The 16,990-nt window shown below is 54.7% G+C and carries 11 protein-coding genes and 2 pseudogenes; 6 read left to right on the plus strand and 7 right to left on the minus strand.

All coding sequences use genetic code 11. The features are described from left to right. Window positions 1-11: 11 nt before the first annotated feature. Complete coding sequence (locus tag B5527_RS23855) at window positions 12-1,367, minus strand: GumC family protein (protein ID WP_079603725.1); 1,356 nt, start codon at window positions 1,365-1,367, stop codon at window positions 12-14. Between the two features lie 283 nt (window positions 1,368-1,650). On the opposite strand from B5527_RS23855, the gene B5527_RS23860 reads away from it, so the two are divergent. The 3 genes from B5527_RS23860 to B5527_RS23870 all read left to right on the plus strand — a co-directional run bounded on the left by B5527_RS23860 (window position 1,651) and on the right by B5527_RS23870 (window position 4,528). Then, complete coding sequence (locus B5527_RS23860; protein ID WP_079603726.1) at window positions 1,651-2,487, plus strand: ExeA family protein; 837 nt, start codon at window positions 1,651-1,653, stop codon at window positions 2,485-2,487. Window positions 2,488-2,695: 208 nt separating this feature from the next. Next, window positions 2,696-3,280, plus strand: a complete 585-nt coding sequence (locus B5527_RS23865; RefSeq protein ID WP_079603727.1) for a polysaccharide biosynthesis/export family protein — start codon at window positions 2,696-2,698, stop codon at window positions 3,278-3,280. Between the two features lie 27 nt (window positions 3,281-3,307). Further along, the gene (locus tag B5527_RS23870; RefSeq protein ID WP_154072481.1) at window positions 3,308-4,528 is read left to right on the plus strand and encodes a hypothetical protein; all 1,221 of its coding nucleotides are present in this window, start codon (window positions 3,308-3,310) and stop codon (window positions 4,526-4,528) included. A gap of 76 nt (window positions 4,529-4,604) precedes the next feature. Here the strand turns inward: B5527_RS23870 and B5527_RS23875 are convergent, their stop codons facing one another. From B5527_RS23875 to B5527_RS23885, 4 genes are all read right to left on the minus strand, one after another. Then, on the minus strand, window positions 4,605-6,890 hold the full coding sequence (locus B5527_RS23875; RefSeq protein ID WP_172842638.1) for a tetratricopeptide repeat protein: 2,286 nt from the start codon (window positions 6,888-6,890) through the stop codon (window positions 4,605-4,607). Between the two features lie 147 nt (window positions 6,891-7,037). Further along, window positions 7,038-8,288 carry a WecB/TagA/CpsF family glycosyltransferase gene (locus tag B5527_RS23880; RefSeq protein WP_079603730.1) on the minus strand — a complete coding sequence of 417 codons (1,251 nt, stop codon included), beginning with the start codon at window positions 8,286-8,288 and terminating at the stop codon, window positions 7,038-7,040. Window positions 8,289-8,822: 534 nt separating this feature from the next. Then, window positions 8,823-9,125, minus strand: coding sequence for a hypothetical protein (locus B5527_RS44415; RefSeq protein ID WP_154072482.1), 303 nt, complete (start codon window positions 9,123-9,125; stop codon window positions 8,823-8,825). A gap of 569 nt (window positions 9,126-9,694) precedes the next feature. Further along, window positions 9,695-10,057, minus strand: a complete 363-nt coding sequence (locus B5527_RS23885) for a hypothetical protein (RefSeq protein WP_079603731.1) — start codon at window positions 10,055-10,057, stop codon at window positions 9,695-9,697. Between B5527_RS23885 and B5527_RS47790 the strand changes: the two genes are divergently transcribed. Further along, the gene (locus tag B5527_RS47790) at window positions 10,026-10,397 is read left to right on the plus strand and encodes a Rap1a/Tai family immunity protein (RefSeq protein ID WP_425305018.1); all 372 of its coding nucleotides are present in this window, start codon (window positions 10,026-10,028) and stop codon (window positions 10,395-10,397) included. The two genes, B5527_RS23885 and B5527_RS47790, sit on opposite strands and share 32 nt — an antisense overlap. 1,744 nt (window positions 10,398-12,141) lie before the next feature. Here B5527_RS47790 and B5527_RS23895 read toward each other — a convergent pair. Beyond that, window positions 12,142-12,476: pseudogene (locus B5527_RS23895) on the minus strand (transposase); the annotation flags it as partial. Between the two features lie 133 nt (window positions 12,477-12,609). Beyond that, window positions 12,610-12,711: pseudogene (locus B5527_RS47795) on the minus strand (PEPxxWA-CTERM sorting domain-containing protein); the annotation flags it as partial. A gap of 1,551 nt (window positions 12,712-14,262) precedes the next feature. On the opposite strand from B5527_RS47795, the gene B5527_RS23910 reads away from it, so the two are divergent. Further along, window positions 14,263-14,622, plus strand: coding sequence for a hypothetical protein (locus B5527_RS23910; RefSeq protein ID WP_079603736.1), 360 nt, complete (start codon window positions 14,263-14,265; stop codon window positions 14,620-14,622). Window positions 14,623-15,660: 1,038 nt separating this feature from the next. Beyond that, window positions 15,661-16,302: a hypothetical protein gene (locus B5527_RS23915; protein WP_154072483.1), complete on the plus strand. Its 642-nt coding sequence runs from the start codon at window positions 15,661-15,663 to the stop codon at window positions 16,300-16,302. Window positions 16,303-16,990 lie beyond the last annotated feature (688 nt).

The raw sequence follows: 16,990 nt of genomic DNA on the forward strand, positions 1-16,990 counted from the left end.
CGAGATTACAACTACCGAAACAGCCCGACCCGGGCCTTTGCGATCATCAGGTCGAGCGGCAGCAGCAGATAGGCTGCGATCATCGCACCGACCACAACCGCCGCGCCGACGACGATCATCAATAAGATCCGGCGCTTGCGCCGGTGCGATTCCGCTACCGTCGTAATGTAGGGAATCGAGACGACCAGATGGCTGTCAATCACCGCAAACACGTCGCTGCTGCGACGGATCGCCTTGTCCGCCAATTCAGCCACGAAGGCCAGGCCGACGCCAGCCGCAGCTGCCAGCAGAACAGCCAGGCCGGCGACCTTCAGCCGATTGGGTCTAACGGGATTTTGCGGCGTGCTCGGCTGCTCGATGATCTCGAGTTTCTCCGACTGCTGGTTCTTTTCAAGATTTTCACCGATGCGTGCGGCGGCAAGTTTCGTCGATGCAGCATCGAGGTTCTTTTGCAAAGTTTCCTGCTGTGCTTCGAGCGCCTCGAGGCTGGCCTCAGCCGTTGCATCGTCTTTCGCAGCCGGCGAAACATCTTTCGCAGACGACGAAAGCTCCCGCTCCATGGCTTCAATTTGCCGCTTCAATGATTGCACGATGGGATGCTTATCTGAGTACAGCGCACTTTTTTGAACGAGTTCGGCCTTAAGCTGGCCAAGCAGTGTCGTCGGCTGGTCGGGTTTGGCAACGACCTTGTCCTGCGCGGCCTTAATCCGCGCGAGCTTGATCTGGGCTATCTTGGTGTCAAGCGCATCGCTATCCGCCTGCAGTTTTTGAACTTCGCGCGCCAGAAATTTCGTCGTATCGGAGGCGCGGCTAGTGCGGTCGCGGAGATCCTCGTTGAGGATGCGTGTCATCAATTCGTTTGCTACCCGCGCTGCCGCTTGCGGGTCGGCATATTCGAACCCTACCGAAAATACGATCGTCGGATTGCGTGAGGTCTGCTTGAAATCTAGCTGTGTATCGACCGGCGTAATCTTGGTGCTTTTTTTCATCAGTTCGATGACGTCGCTCACCGACATAAATCGCCGTTTGTCGGGAAATAGATCGAACTTGTCCGCAATGGCGATCAGATTGTCCCGGGTCATCGTACGCTGCTCAATCACCTGGATGCGCTCTTGTGCCGCGCTTGTGACGGTGGGCCGGACAAGTTCCGTAGGAATTTGCTGCGACTCGACGAGAATCTTACCCTCCGACAGATAGACCGCCGGCCACAGCTTCGCTGCCGCGAGCCCGCCGGAGGCGATGATAACAAACGGAATGACAAAATAGAGCCATCTGCGCTGGACGAGTTCCCAATAAAACGCCGGTCGCAGCATATGGCTGCGATCCAGGCCTTCAACATCGTCCTCGAAATCAAGCTTTTGCAGCATATTTTTTCCGGCGCCAGTCAACTTGTTGCAAAGCCCGTACCAATGCAGGCTTCCATATCCAGGTCCCTAATAAGGCTCCAGACCAACACGTGTCTAGCACACGATGTCTATGTCTTGTTTGACTTGAGGTGGTCAATCCCGGTTCACTATTAATTCGGTAAGGTTTCAACTGGACCGGTTTAAACCTTAGGCGTCAGCATACCGAAATTTACTTTGATCGCGGAAATTGCAGCCAACATGGACGGAATTGGACAATAATACCGTGTTCGATTAAGGAAGCGCGATGTACGAAGCGTACTACCAGCTGCGGGAGAAGCCGTTTTCAATTCTCCCAGACCCAGACCTGATCTACTGGGGCAGAATGCACACGATGGCATTCACGATGCTGGAATTCGGCATCATGAACAATGCAGGTTTTACTGTAATTACCGGCGAAATCGGCTCAGGCAAGACGACCCTACTGCGTTACCTTTTGAGACGTATCAGCCCCAGTGTGACGGTCGGCCTCATTTCGAGCTCTCCCCAAGGGCGGCATGAACTGCTGCAGATGATCTTGATGTCGCTCGAGCAAAGTTTTGAGGGCGATTATCCTATACTTTTCAAACGCTTGCAGGACTTCCTCCACGGCCAATTTGCTAATGGGCGACGCACGATCCTGATCATCGACGAAGCCCAAAACCTCGAACCGGAAGCGCTTGAACACCTGCGGATGCTTTCCAACATCAACGCCGATAAGTTTCAGATTTTGCAGCTGATCCTGGTTGGACAACCCCAGCTACGGGATGCGCTGATGGCGCCCAAGCTGCACCAATTCGCGCAGCGGATATCCTCCGATTTTCACCTCAGTCCGCTGGATTCAAAGGAGGTAACAAAATACATCGATTTCCGCCTCGAAGCTGTCGGGGCGCGAGGCCTCCTCTTCACCGCGGAGGCCTGTGCCTTGATCGCGATCGCCAGCGGCGGCATCCCCCGAATGATCAATGTCCTTTGCGACACCGCGCTGGTTTACGGCTTTGCAGGCGAGAGGAAGATTGTCGGTCAAGACATTGTCAGAGAAGTTATTGCCGATAAGCAACAACACAGTATGTTTCCGTTCAAGAGCCTTTCCAGCACCCCCTAAGCAATTGTAATACTTGGACCTCTGGTCTAATAATCGGGTGACGGGGATTGACCAGAGTAGCTAAAGTGTTAAACGCAACGTCTAATTTTGCGCAATGATCGAAGCGACCCGGTTTTGGGGGCCGCCGGCGGCAGTGGATATTGGCCGTGATGCCAAGCCGCTCTCGGCCGGTTAGGGGATACGCCGGTGTGGAATAAGGGGGGAAAAGATGCGGATCTCGATTGTGTTGATTTGCCTGGCGATCTGGGCCACAGCCGCGGACGCGCAAACCCTTAAACCCGGCGACAGTTTGAGCATCTCGGTGCTGCAGGACCCCAAGCTTGACCGCTCGGTGGTGGTGGACCCCAGCGGAGAAATTGCCTTCCCCTTGGCTGGTCACATCCGCGCTCGCGGACTTACCCCCGAAGCCCTTGAGAAAATCCTGATCGCCAAGCTGAAGGACAACTACAAGGACGACCATCTCGACGTGACGGTCGCCATAGCGAACTCGCCAAAAGATATCCCCGAGGAAGACCTCAAGCCCAAAATATTCATCACCGGGGAGGTCCTAAGGCCTGGTCCCTACATAATCCGGCAGCCAATAACCCTGATGCAGGCTATCACCTTCGCGGGAGGCATTGGACCCTATGCCGCGAAGCGGCGCATCCAGGTCCGGCGCCGCATGCCAGGCGGAGATGAGACAATTTTCATGTTCGACTACAAGGCCTATGAAGCCGGCGCCGATCTCGAAGGCAATATCTCGTTGAGAGCGGGAGATGTCATCATGGTTCCGGAGCGAGGCTTGTTCGAATAGAACATCATCAAAGTGCAAGCGAATGCCGTGAGGAAAACCGCCGCAGCGGCCTCGATTTTGTTATGCTTGGTGCCTCCGGCTGCACGGGCGGTCGATTGGTCACTTCGTTCTACCGCGAGCGAAACGGTCGAACTCAATAATAATCTGTTTCTCAGTCCCGCGCCCATAGGTGGGACGCTTGGATCCTATTCGACGATCTCGGCAAATGCCGAGGCGCGAACGCCTACGTCAAAGTTCGATTTTGACAGCTATGTGAATTACAACAAATATTTTGGCCCCGGGGCGAGTACTCTGCCGGATACCGAGAATCTCAGCTACGGCTTCAAAGGCCATTACGAGACATTTGGCAAAAACAATTCAGACCGAAACTACCTCGATGCCGGCTACACCTCGCAGAGTGCCGCCTTCGCCCTTCTCGGCCAGCTTGGCGTGCTCACAAACGTGGTTGGATCGCTCAATACGTTCAACTTCGGCGGAGGGATCGACCGCTCCCTGAGTGCGCTCGATACCGTCAGTCTTTCCGCCCGTTCGACGCTGACGAGCTACGACCCGCCGAGCGCTGGGACCGCCTTCACAGACACCTCCGCAAACGCAAGTTGGAGCCACCGGCTCAGTTCGCTCACCTCAATCACCGCATCATCCAATGCCGAATGGCTTGCCTTCAACAATGCATCCAGCACAAATATCATGATCCTGCGCAATCAGGGCGGTTTCGATACCAGCCTGTCGCCGCTTCTGTCCTTTCACGGAATGTGGGGTGCAGCCAACGTTCAAACCGAAAATAACGGCGTAGGCGCAGTCTCGGGGTCAGCGACCGGTCTGATCTACGACATGCTGCTGACATACAAAGCGCTCAAGAACACAACCTTCACGGTGGCCGCATTCCAGTCGGTCGGTCCGACCGCTATCGGTTCGCTCGTACAAACGACCTCCGTTCGAGCTGGCGTCAGCCACGCCATCAATTCCGTTTCAAGCGTGACATTCTCCGCCGACGAATTCCAAACTACATCAACCACCACGGGCCAATTTGCATCGGCCTCGGTCAGCTACAGTCGTACATTGGCGCGGGATTGGACCGCCGCCATAACTTATCGATATCTCCACAGCTTCGGAACTACCGGAGGGACGGTGGCTATTACTCCGATCATCGGGGGATTACCCGTCGTCTCGACAATCGGTGCAGCCAGTTCGAACAGCATAGTCGTAGTGGTATCAAAGAGCACAACACTTCTGGCACATACAGAGTAGCAAACGTTCATCTCATGCAGGTTCGTAGTGATCAACAGGTATCGAACAGAACGGCCTCGAACACAGCATTCCGGGGCTAGTTGCGTGAAACTTCTTCGATAGCAGCTCGGATACTCTGTTTTAGTGGTGTTCCTTCGGGTTCAAGGTCCAGCGCGATCTTGAGTTGCTCTTTGGCCTTTTCCGTCTCACCAGCCGCCATGTAGCTCATACCGAGATGGTAGTGAACGGCGGCAAGGGTGGGTAGCTTTATTGCCACATTTTCTAGGACCGAAGCGGCGGCCTTGTAATCCCCCCGCTTGTATTGCGCCCAGCCGAACGTGTCCTGGAACTGCGGAACATTTGTATTCTTCAGTTCGTTCGACAACACCAATGCCTGGTTCAGGCTGTCTTTGTCCGAGCGATTGTCCAGCAACAGGCTGACCAGATTGTTGATCGCGACCGGCGACTTTGGCAGGTCTTTTAAGATGCCTTCATACTGAGCGATCGCTGCATCGTTATTCCCCTTCTGGATCTGCAATCCCGCAAGCGCCAGTCGAAAATTAGGATTGCCAGGCAGTTCGCGAAGCCCGGCCTGTATGATATCCACCGCCGCATCCAAATTCTTTTTCCGGTCATAAAACTCGTAAAGCGCGTTATAGCCGAGCGAATCCTTTGGCTGGGCCGCGACTGCGGCCTTGAAGCTCTGCAGGGCCTCCTCGTCCTTGTTCTGAGCCACCAACGCCTGTCCGGTGAGAACGAGAAGCTGCGCATTCCCCGGGAACTTTTGGTTCATTTCCTGCATCAGGGCCATCGTCTTGTCCGCCCTCCCCTGCTTTGTGTAGCCGGACACCAGAGCCACCACCGGCCCTACCTGATCCGGGGCTGCCTTATGCGCGTCTTCCAGGGCGGAAATGCTCTCGTCGATTTTATTCTCCCCGGCGAGGGCGGCGGCGCGAATCTGGTCGGCAAGCCCGCGCTGTTCGCCTAGCCGTCCGATCGCATCCGCTAAAGCTAGTGCCCCCGCCCAGTTTTTGCGGGACAATCTGATTTGGGCTAGCGAGGACAGGATCTGCACATTACCAGGATTACGACCCGCAACCTCAACTAGCACGTCTTCCGCATGGGTGAGGTCACCCTTGCGCTGCAGGAACGCGACATATCGAAGGGCGACGCCGGGATCGAGATTCGAGTTTTTGAATGCATCTGCGTATTGACGTTCCGCGAGTTCCGGCTTCCCGCCGCGCTCATAAGCCACCGCCAGCAACATCAAAAGGTCGGCAGACTTCGGTTGATCGTTCAGAGCTTCGCGCAGGTCCGCGATAGCGCCGTCGATCTCACCCTTGTCGATCTTAATCGACGCGCGCAGTCGCAATGCTCCGACGTTGCGCCGATCTGCGGTCAGGATCTCAGAAATCAGGGACTCCGCGGCAGCACGATTTCCCTTGCCGATATATATTTCCGCAACGTCGAGCTGCGCCACCGCTTTCCTGGCGGGGGTCGTCGCGGACTTTGTAACGCTCTGCAGCAATTCCGTCGCGTCGTCGACCTTGCCTTGCCCGGCCTCGAGTTGCGCAAGCGCGATCTGATAATCGAAAACGTCGCCGCCCGCCTTGATGCGGGCATCTAGTTCGGCCCGCGCTGCTTCGGGACTTTTAACCGCGTTCAAGAAGCGGACCAGATCAAGGCCGGCTTTGCTATCCGCCGGATCCGCCGCGGTCCTCGCTCGAAACTCTTTCTCGGCCTCGTCGAAACGCCGCTGCGCTATCAGAACCTGAATCAGCTGGTTGCGATACGCGGGCTGCTTGGGATCCAGAGCGATGACTTTGCGGAGCAAAGATTCCGCCTTTTGCAGATCGCCTTTTCGTAGAAGAATCCGGATTTCTTCCACAGCGATCCTGGTTTCATCCTTCGGTTCGGGACGCAGAGCACCGAGCAGTTTCAATGCCCCGTCGGCATCACCTTCCGACGCTTTCCTTGCCGCGACATAGCCAACCGCGTCGACGTTGTTGGCATCGATTTCCATGGCGCGCTGCGCTTCTTTTAGCGCTCCGGCCGGATCGTTTGTTCTCGCCAGGATCGCCGCCTTTAAGGCATGAAGATTGGCGTTTGGCGTGTTACCCTCTCTGGCAACATCCAGGGTTTTCAAGGCCGCCTCCGCGGCACCGCCGGCGAGCATGATGCGGACAAGTTTCAACCTCGAGTCAAGATCGGTTGGATCAAGCTCCACTACGCGCTGCAAATCCAAGAAGAGAGACTGCGCTTTGGTACGCTCATCAATCCCGGCGAGCGCCCGCCAGACTTCAATCCTGTCGGCCTTGTATTTGACGGCATTCTGCAACTCGAGCCGAGCATTGAGATCATCGCCTTTGGCGATCAGCGCCATCCCGCGTTCGTAATAGTTCTGAGCGCGCTCTTCCGGTGAACCACAGCCCGCAAGACCGACAATCGATAGGATAGCAATAGCCTGCAGGCATATCGCAACTGGTCGCAAGCCTATCATATCAATCTCTCTCGATGATACTGGGGTGGTTTAGGCGGTTTGCCCCGAGGTGCTACGCTGTTCGGCCGAGGACTTCCATACCAACTTCTCCTCGGAAAGAAGATACTCAAAGCCGTTTAGTCGAAAGGCGCGGATGATTGAGGGCGATACCCCAATAAAGCGGAGCGCCCGGCCTTTCTTGCGCAACTGTTTGCGAACCATCAGCAGCAATCCAAAAAAGCGCGGGTCAAGCAGACGGGTCCTAGAAACGTCCACATCGATAGCCTTTTCTTTGCCTAACGCTTGCCGGAAGACTTTGATGGCCTCATCGGCATGAACCGCGATTGCGAGGCCAGAGAGACGCACAATAACCGCATGCTCTTCTTCGCGCAATTCGATCCCAAGGCCCCGGCCTCTTCGCGCGCTGCGGAATCGGATCCATAGAGAGTCTACAGCCAAGGGCAGCGCACCGGTTAAAAGGAGCCGCAATAAGCTTTTGCCATCAGTCCAATAGCGCCGCCAAAGATAAGGCTCCTCCTTGATGCGCCATAGCCATTCAAGACCAGCGCTCCTAACGAAAGCCGGAGCCCTATTGATTGTCCCGGCTTCAAAATTAATCGTTGCGCCGAACTGGGCTCGGACCGGGATTCGAAGGCTGTCGTGGTTTTGCAACAACCAAGCCTGAGCCTTCTTGGCGCTCAAAAAAACCGCCAAAATGTCTGCGCCGCTCGCGTTGATAGTATCAATAATTTGTTCGTTACTCATCTCATCGACAGTACCAGAGCCAGGATTGAGGGTTCCTACACATTTTAGCCCGCTCGATTGAGCGTTTAGATTGTTGCCAACAAGCGCCGCGAGTTCGTCAGCGCCACCGAACAAGAACACACTAAGTCGTCGATCAAACCGATCAGCTAATTTAAGTGCACCAAACACATCCGAACCTGAAACGCGATCCTTTATCGGAACACCCAGCAGTTTCGCAATCCAGACAATAGGCATTCCGTCGACAGGACAGAGATCACTCAGCAGCAGGCATTCTCGAAACTGCCTCTCAAGCTGGCTAGTTATAAGATAATTGACGTTCGGTGTGGAAATCAGAAACGGTTTCCTGTATTTGACCGCTGCCTCCAATTTCCTCAGCAAGGACGACAGTCCCATAACATCGATCGGGATGCCGAGGATCCCAAAGACCTGCCGCGACAATTCATCCCTGTCGGAAGCCTCTATCCTTGCAATTGCATTAATTTGACAACCGGCGTCCGGCGTCAAAATGCTTTGAAACCCACCCCTGGTCGAAGGCATATTGCTACAATCATCTTAAGGTTAAAATTTGGTTTCGATTTTCTGCTTTTGGGCTTCTACATCATATTTTATTAGCGAACACCAAATTTTTTTTAACTTGATTAATACCAATCACCAGTTGACGGTGGTCAAACGCATATTGGACCGGTTTTGCCGTTCACCTTCTAGAGTATTTTCCACTTTCTGTGAATCGAGAGGATTCCGCGAGAGCCGCGAATAAGATTCTAAGGCCTTCTCACAGGCCGAGGAGGCTCAGATGGGCTATCGTCGGAAGTTGAAGCCAGCATTGATGGCTGCGTGATCCACGATCATCAGGTTTGAATTGAGAGCCGCCTTCGGGCGGCTTTTTCTTTGTGCGGCGACTTCCGGGTTTGGCACATCGCGTCATTTCGTTGCGACGCGGAATTTGGTTGCTACCGGGGGCATAGCGGACATTGGCCAAGCCCACACCAATCGAGTTCGATTGAATACGCGCCCTTAAGGGAAATGCGGAAATGCTGCGCTTCGGGTTGGTTCTGCCGCTGGTCCAGGAATTCACATCTCGACGTCAGGTCTAGCAAGGGCGCGCGCGCGCCATTTCATTTGTGGCTGGCTTTGCCTAACACAAAAACGACCGGCCCCGACCGGCACGCGTAGAACTGAGGTGGGTTTGTTGCTGCAGCACTGCTGAAAGCTGTCAGGGTATCCAAGTTGATAGATGTACAAGCGTGTGTAGAAAGGCTCTACAGAGACGACGAAGTCCAGGTGTTGAAGTCCGCGCGGTATCTTGCCACTCAGGTCGATCAGCCGATCACCGGGTTGGCATGCAAGCGCTGCGACAATTAATAGTTTCTCCATCGACACCTCCCGACTTCGTCCCACTGAGCTGCGCTGCACAACATCTTTTGCTTGTCGAAAAATCGATTTAGCGCACAATTTGCCAAGTACGAATCACTTTAGTGAATATTCTGGGGAGATTTCGGTGACGACCATCGAAGCTGTGATACTCGGAATGATGCTTTCCTGGACGCCATGCGTTTTGTTGATGACATGCTTATTGTGGTGCGCACCGTTTGAACCCGACAAATTGAGCAGCAGCACACAGCAGCGGTGAACCAAGGCCATCCAATTATGGCTACCTAATCGCTGCAAAATAAATGCCGTGCACGGCTCCTATATTTCCCCGCGCGTACTATGTCAGTGTAGACATCGTCAGGCACCTTAAATCGAAAAGCTGGTCGTACAGGCAAGCTTCTCTATTTGCTTACGCGAAGCTGCGCAAACATAATCACCGCCCGACGGCGGTGCCGGCTTTGACTTCTGACGATCGGCTAAGAGGCGAAAGGTCGCAACCGGCATCTTTCATGTCAGCATGTGCAGCGCCAGGGCAGTGGCCGCTGTATGGCCGCGGGGCAGAGAAGCTTTAACTAATTTGTGGGAATAATCTTAATATAGAAGGGAGTTTTTCGATGTCGAAGGTTAGCGAAAAGCTTGATAATGCAGTCGGCGACCATCAGGCCGCCACAGTCATCGCTGTGTTTCCAACGGTTGATGGTAACTTTAAATACATTGTTGACCCGGAAGGATACGACGCGCTCCAGTTTCGCCGAGGAAGCACTTGTCGCCCATCCCGCTAATCTGATGTGATGCGGACGCTGCCCGCCGCTCAGTGCGGCTGAGTGGGCGCCCTCGAAAGTCGGCAACGGCTCTCCTGCACGTGAAAAAAGAGCCGCCAACCAATTGGTCGAGAGTCGAACCATGTCCGCGCGATCGCTTTTGATCGTGTCCATTGTTATTTTCTTAAGTTCAAATGCGTACGGCGGAGACGGAACCGGGAACACCTACAAGTTGGGGTGTCGCTTACTTGCCGCTGATAGCCCAGTACCGGCCGACAAAATTGAAGCAGTTAAAGTGGGCGAATGCTCCGGTGCCGTCGATGCTATCTTTATGTTGAGGCGCGCATTAGATCCGAGCATTCGCTTTTGTCCGCCGCCAAGGGTGGCTCCTGGGCAGAAGGTGAGAATCGTCGCGAAATACTTGGACGATCACCCGGAGCAGATGAACGACGATTTTACATTGTTGGTCGTAAGAGCCTTCGATCAAGTATGGCCTTGTCCAAATACCAATTAGACACGGCCCAGCCAACAGCTCCGGACAGCGTTGCCGTTGGTGCCACTGTCAGCAAGGTCGCCGTGACGCTACCCGCCGTCACCGCCGCTGAACTCGCGACGATGTTTGAGGTCGCGCGCCGAGGGCACACCAGGTTGCGGTTGGACGACAACATTCCCTCAGCCTATCCGGTTGGGCCGAAAAGGAAAAATTAACCATAGCTGGGCTAGTTACCTGATCAATCCGCGCGGATCGTGACGAGCAAGGCTTGGCCATGAGCAGACGATTAATATTTGTGATCGCGGCGGGTTTGGCTCTTTCCGGCTGCTGCCTTGGAAGTGGGTGCTACATTCAATCTCCGAGCACTGCGCTGACAGGCTGGGGTGGGCTCGGTCCCTTTCCAGTACGTAATCTCGGTCCCTTTCCGGTTCGGAATAAACCCGCAAAAACTCGAAAGCAGAGCAAGGCGGTAGCATCTGACGACGACTCTTCTAAGGAGGCAGAATTGGCTACGCTAAAGCCATATTCGGAGGAATGGTGGTCTGTTCGCGATGCTCTTGACCGTGCCGCCGAAGTTAAACTGTCGAAAATGATGATCATCTGCCGGGGTTGTATGTCGTCGAAGCCCGATGACCAGACCGGATCAATTACCCCCAAATAAGCGCTGGGTTTCCCTGAAGAAGCCGTCAGCCGTTGCTCTCAATATACCTCTATCCGCTCTCACGTCCCGGTCGAGTCGATCATTTCGTGCGAAAATTAGAGGTTTCACTTTTTGGCTTGGACACCTTCAGATTGCGCACAGCCTTTCGCATGTCAATTGAGCGAATCCGAGTAAACTTCCGGTATAGTCATGACGCGGGGACGACCCTTGGCACGTTGGCAACGGTCATCTTTTGGATGGTGCTGGTTTGGATGCCTGGCCTTGTGGTGTGGCCCATCTGTCACTGCGCCGGCGACGAAATCATTAGTCCGACTAAACGAGCTTCGTTGCAATCCACGCGATGAGCCACAGCCAGCCAAAGGTCGCTACCGTTATCGCCGCCAAATAAACGACATACGCGAACCTAGACCCGCGAGACGGTCGATTTGGTCCGTCACTGGACTGAAATATAGCCATGATTTGTTCAGAAGCGCTTCAACAAATATGTTTCCAACCGTTGTCGCCGAGTACCGTTTTGTGCCCACCGAAAAACGATCGAGTGAACAAAGCCGCCGAGCGGAATATGATCGCCTGAAGGCTTTGGGCACGGTGGGCCCGGACTTGGGGAAATTGCCCGGCACGCAGTGAGTGATAGCGAAAGTGGATGACGCCGCAACGAAACTTGCTCGTTAAGCTTGATGTCCGCGCTCCGGGTTAATTCTGGAACCCAGGCGGTCTGATTTGCTTCGTGTGGAGTAAGGGCCCCCTCCGCTTTCTGCACGACTTGCCTAAGGCGCAGCAACTGTAGCAGGCCAGGCTCTCGCTAGGTGCGGTTGTCGAGCTCGCCTGCAATTGCAGATCATTTGTTCATGGCGGGGCACCTAGCAATGTCCTGTCTGATACTCCTAGCCTGGTGCCCGCGAGGGGAATGTGAATTGGCTCACTCGTCCCAAACCAAAAGATCGCCCGAAGGCGGTCTCTGTAACGTGTTTGGATTTTGATCAGGCTGCTGATAGAACCATCGGGCCTTTGCACTCGGCGCGGAACGCTTCTAGGTCGCGATTTTTTTGCTCAAGCAAATAGTGGTGAACGCGTCTTCTTGTCCAGCCGACATTTACCCATGATCGATCTCGGCTTTTTGATCAATTCGGCAGTCTGCAGATCCGTGACGCCTTCGCGCTTGGCTACGGGCCCTATCATTTTTTTGCCAGAAGCTCGCGAAGTGCGGCCGCATCCAGCATCTGGTCTGCCAGTAACTTCTTTAGCGTGGCGTTCTCTTCCTCAAGCTGCTTCAGACGCTTGGCCTCGGGAACGTCCACGCTGCCATATTTGGCTTTCCAATTATACAGCGTCGCTTTTGTAACGCCGTGCTTGCGTGCGAGATCGACGGCCTTCGCACCCGCCTCATGCTCCCGCAGTACGCCAATGATCTGCTCTTCCGTAAACCTGGGTCGCTTCATTCTGTCCGTCCTTCTTAAGCCGGACTCTACCCTGCGCAGAAATATGGGTAGCAGGTCAGGTCGAAAGGTCGTCGAGAGGGTCGCGCCTCTTAAGTGTGCTGTGTTTCATGCTACAAAGTTTTCAATCGAGAGTTTACGCGAGACGCAGAGCGCTTTCCCTGTTGCGGCGATGGACCATGAAGCCGACGCCGGCGAAGCCGAGTAACAGCATCGCCCACCTTGATGGCTCTGGCACGCTGCTAACGCCGGCAGGGGAAACCAGCCGGAGCCAACGCGCCGACATTCCTCGTGCTTCCAAGACCATCTATAATATCCGTCCACGATGGTTACCGTCAGGGTTATTATGGAGTGACTGGTCTAAATTTTAATATTCATTAAATTTGGTTAATTAAACCAGCGCTGGTCATAAAAAACAAGCATATTTTCGGTTTTATCGGTGAAGGCCGCTCTTTTATGTATATTAATCAAACAAATAACGGTCTTTTTTTTATTTAAATTTCACGCGACAGGGTCGGGCTCTTAGTCCTCGCCGCACGCCGCCCGAACTCTGGCTTGCCATCCAGGGCGCGCATCGGGCGCTATCCCGTCAACTTCTACGCAATCACTTTGGTTGACCGGATCGTCGAAATTCTATTGGCCCTATCTGCTGCGCTCGGCGGAAGCCTTCATTGTGATTGGTCGATTCTTGTATCGACTTGACCATTCGCTTGGCCTGAGTAGAAACCATCCTGCGGACCTCCCCACTGTTGCGCCGTGAGCGGCGCAGCTCCTGACCATGTCTAGAATGTAAGAGCCATTAGGAAGATTCGAATCGCGTTTCCTTTCACGCGGCCAAAAAGGTAAACGTCTTGCGCGACAGGGTTTCCGTGCATTGAGCGCAAAACTGTCCCGCCTTATGTAGACTTAATCGTTTATCTTTCGCGCGGGAACGACTGCCCAGGCCCAGGCCCCGCCACGACTCCAGCGCCGCTGGTGCCTTTCCCGCTCTCGCCGCTAGCCACCGCGCTGGACGCTGCGCAGCGCGCGTCAGCTGCGAGATCGCAGACATCCAAACGGCATCCTTGTCACCATCGGCGCCGTGAAACCGACCAAGGTCATCGGGGCCTTGTCGCCGTCCCATTCGGGGGCGATTGTGTGCCGATCAAGGCGCTCCGGGCTTGGCTGGAGGCCGCCGGCATCGAAAGTGGACCGATCTTCCGTCCGGTCCTGAAAGGTCGCCACGTGAGCCCGCACCGGCTGTCCGGCGCCTTCCGTGGCCGACATCGTGAGGCACAAGGCCAACTCCTCGGCTTGGACCCCCGCCCGGTTCACCGGTCATTCGCTCAGAAGCGGATTCGTGACGTCGGCAGACGCACAAGGTGCCTTGATCAAGATCATGGACGTGACCCGGCACAAGTCGGTCGACACCCTGCGTGGAGCCCGTCGCCGACGAAACGCTCTGGCATAAATGCAACCGCGCGACAATGTTTGCGAAGGTCTCGGTAGCGTCCAATCGTCAGGCCAGGTGGCGGTGCAAGGTGAAAGGCAAATGGGAATAATTTTGCAATCAGCCTTTGTCCGGCCTGCCGCACTCAAACGCGCGGGCGACGCCCTACCGACGGCTATTACAAATCCGCGTCGGCTGGGTCATTTATCGCTGTTTTTATTTGCTTTGTTGAGATTAACGATACTCGGATTTTACGGGGATTTCCAAACCATCTTGCTATTCCTGATGCCGCTTACTGACGACCATGGCCTCTCGCGACGATAGAGAAGGTCGGGGTCAGCGTTGTGATGGGAATATGTGATGATCCTCGTTTTGGTTGCCTTGGCCGCGAGCGCTTTGCTTGGACTGGCGACCGGCTTGGTGTTTCCAGTGTGGGCAAATGCGATAGTCGGACTTCTCATCGCATTTGTTTCAGCTACTGCTCTCCACTCTCATGGCTTCGGATTTTCAGAGGGTGTGCTCGTCACTGTTGCATGTCTATTCGTCAGCCAGGCTGCTTATTTCGTCGGTATGTTTCTGGAGTCCCACGCCGGCATTGCGGACTTTCTATCGGACGAGGCGTTCGACAACGAGCCAGACGATAATCGCAAGCACGGCATCGGCGGCGAGCAAGAGGAGCGCCGCGAGCACCCATCGCGGTCCCCTCCGCCTGAGACGTGATGGCTTGGAACGCTGCGGTGACCGGCGCAACCACGCAACGCGACGGGGTTTCTTGCCGATCGAGCGATATGTCGTGTCCCTTTGGGACAGCGAGAGGTTCATCATAGGACACTTTCCTTGCTGATTTCCGGTCTTTGAGGATATTCAGCAAAGGTAGTGCCACCACGATTAGAGCCTGCAGGACGGTCATCGAACGGTCGGACTGACTCGCGATGCAACGACGCGTAACCGGTCGCGCCGAACCTGCTCGACGGGAACTTTATCGCCGCTGCGCCGAACCGGATATGGCTCGCCGACATCACCTACATCGAGACCGATCAGGGATGGCTCTACCTGGCGGCTGTCATGGACCTGTGGCGATGAAAGATCATTTGCGCACCGAACTGCCGCTCCAGCCTTGAGGATGGTCATCTCGACGCCGCGGCCTGGCGCCGGCCTCATCCACCATTCCTATCGGGGCGTTCAATATGCCTCGGGGTACCGGAAGGTGATGCAGTCCGCTGGCTTCCAGGCCTCGATGAGTCGCAGGGCCGACTGCTACCACAATGCCCCGACGGAGAGCTTCTTCCACACACTCAAAACCGAACTGGTCCACCTCCGGAAATATGCGACACCGGCAGAAGCCACTCGCGCAACCGAAGGCGTCGTCACTCCGCCATCGCCTATATCAGCCCGATCAAGATGGAGCTAAAAGCAGCTCAATCCTGTCCATTTTTTCGGGGATCACCTAATGACATGAATTGCCGTCGGATTTGAAGGAGATTAGCGCTATTGACAACAAGCGCTATCTTGTTGGAATGAATCTCCCTTTACACGCTCCGCGTTTAAGTCAATTTTGCTTTTGGTTCAGCACCCGTCTGGCCGTGCCAACTTCACTCCCACCGCCCCCCGGATTGCCGACTCGTCGCATCCGCAACGGTTGGGGCGGCCTTTTGCAACTGGTTCCGACGCCGGACGCACGCAATATTTATTATACTTCAGAAGTTACATTTGGTGTAGGACACGCGGTATTCTTGTAATCGATCTTGAGAAAATTATATGACACTTAGAATTTTCGCTGGTGATTTTAAATCAGGTTCGGCAGATCCTCATGGTTTTCGCTTGAGGCCGTGCGATGGCACGGGAAATTTACCAGAATTTATCCCGCACTCCAATGTTCAGACACTAGAGCGATTCGATAACATCGGCGAAGCTATGAGACGCCATGAATGTGGTGCAAGCACCGCCGCAATATCCGGTTTCGATGCTCTAAAGAAATTAATTACCGACGACACGGGCGTACCTTTTATCGTTCGCTTCAAAGACGGCCGCAGGATGATCGGGTCGGTAGGGGCGGAGGCATGGAACCAGTTGGTTCTGAAGGTACTGGACGGAAGTCCAGGTGAATTTTCGCGTTCCTTCGTTATTTCCGAAAGTTACGATTCTTATAAACGGTTCGATCAGATCGATTGGATAGCAGCAACACCGAGTTGGTCCTCGATAGTGGTTGGAGGTATTCTACCAGCCCTCGCGATAATTGCGCTTGCGTTTACGATCGATGCAGTTTTCTGTTTGGCGTTTGAACAATGGATCGGTCATTTTTGGACCATCCCGATTTGGCTAGTTGCGGCAATAACGTTCCCACTTGCGCTAATTGGCACAGTCATTTTTGCCAGTGAGCTTTCATCCAGTAGCGGTTAGAGCCTCCGGATTTTGTACGCCAAGTGGCGTGGGTGGCTTGCAACGTCCTCCGGTCAAGCTAGGATTGTGCTTTTGGGGCGATTTTAAATGAAAGCATTGGGTCTATCGATGGTCGTTGGCGGTATGGCATTCCTGGTAAGCGGCCTAGTCTGTCTATTGCCGATTGAGCGAAAGCTGTCGGCACGAGAACGTTCGTTCGATGAAAGCCAAGAGGAGATAGAGTACTATCTTAGCCAGATGCGGAAGGGGCGCGAGTGATCGCGCATGGTGGAGCCCGTGCCGTGGGATCAACGGTTCTTCGATCCGATCACGGTGCCCAGCCGAAAGCCGTTGGTCAGGCTCCGTGACGCCGCTCTATACATCACCAAAGCCCAAGGCGGAGCACGATGCCCAAGAATGGCAGGCTGCAATGGAGGCGCTCATGCTGGTGCAGAACATGACGGCCCGACGACGTTCGCTCGTATCGGAGTCATGCGGGCATTGAACCGTCACGTCGAGCGCATATTCGATCCCGCCGCGCAAAAAAAGCCGGCCAAAGCGTAGGATCATCATCGCCCATGCGGATGGTTCAGGAACTGCACAGTTCGTGTGATCTTCACTTGGCAAAAGTAGCCATCTTTTGAGACGTTGCTTGTGGGCAACGGCGCGAAGCTAACCTTCGATCTTTCCCGGACAAGCTCGCAAGCCA

The organism is Bradyrhizobium erythrophlei, assembly GCF_900129425.1.
In the GTDB taxonomy this organism is placed as follows: domain Bacteria; phylum Pseudomonadota; class Alphaproteobacteria; order Rhizobiales; family Xanthobacteraceae; genus Bradyrhizobium; species Bradyrhizobium erythrophlei_C.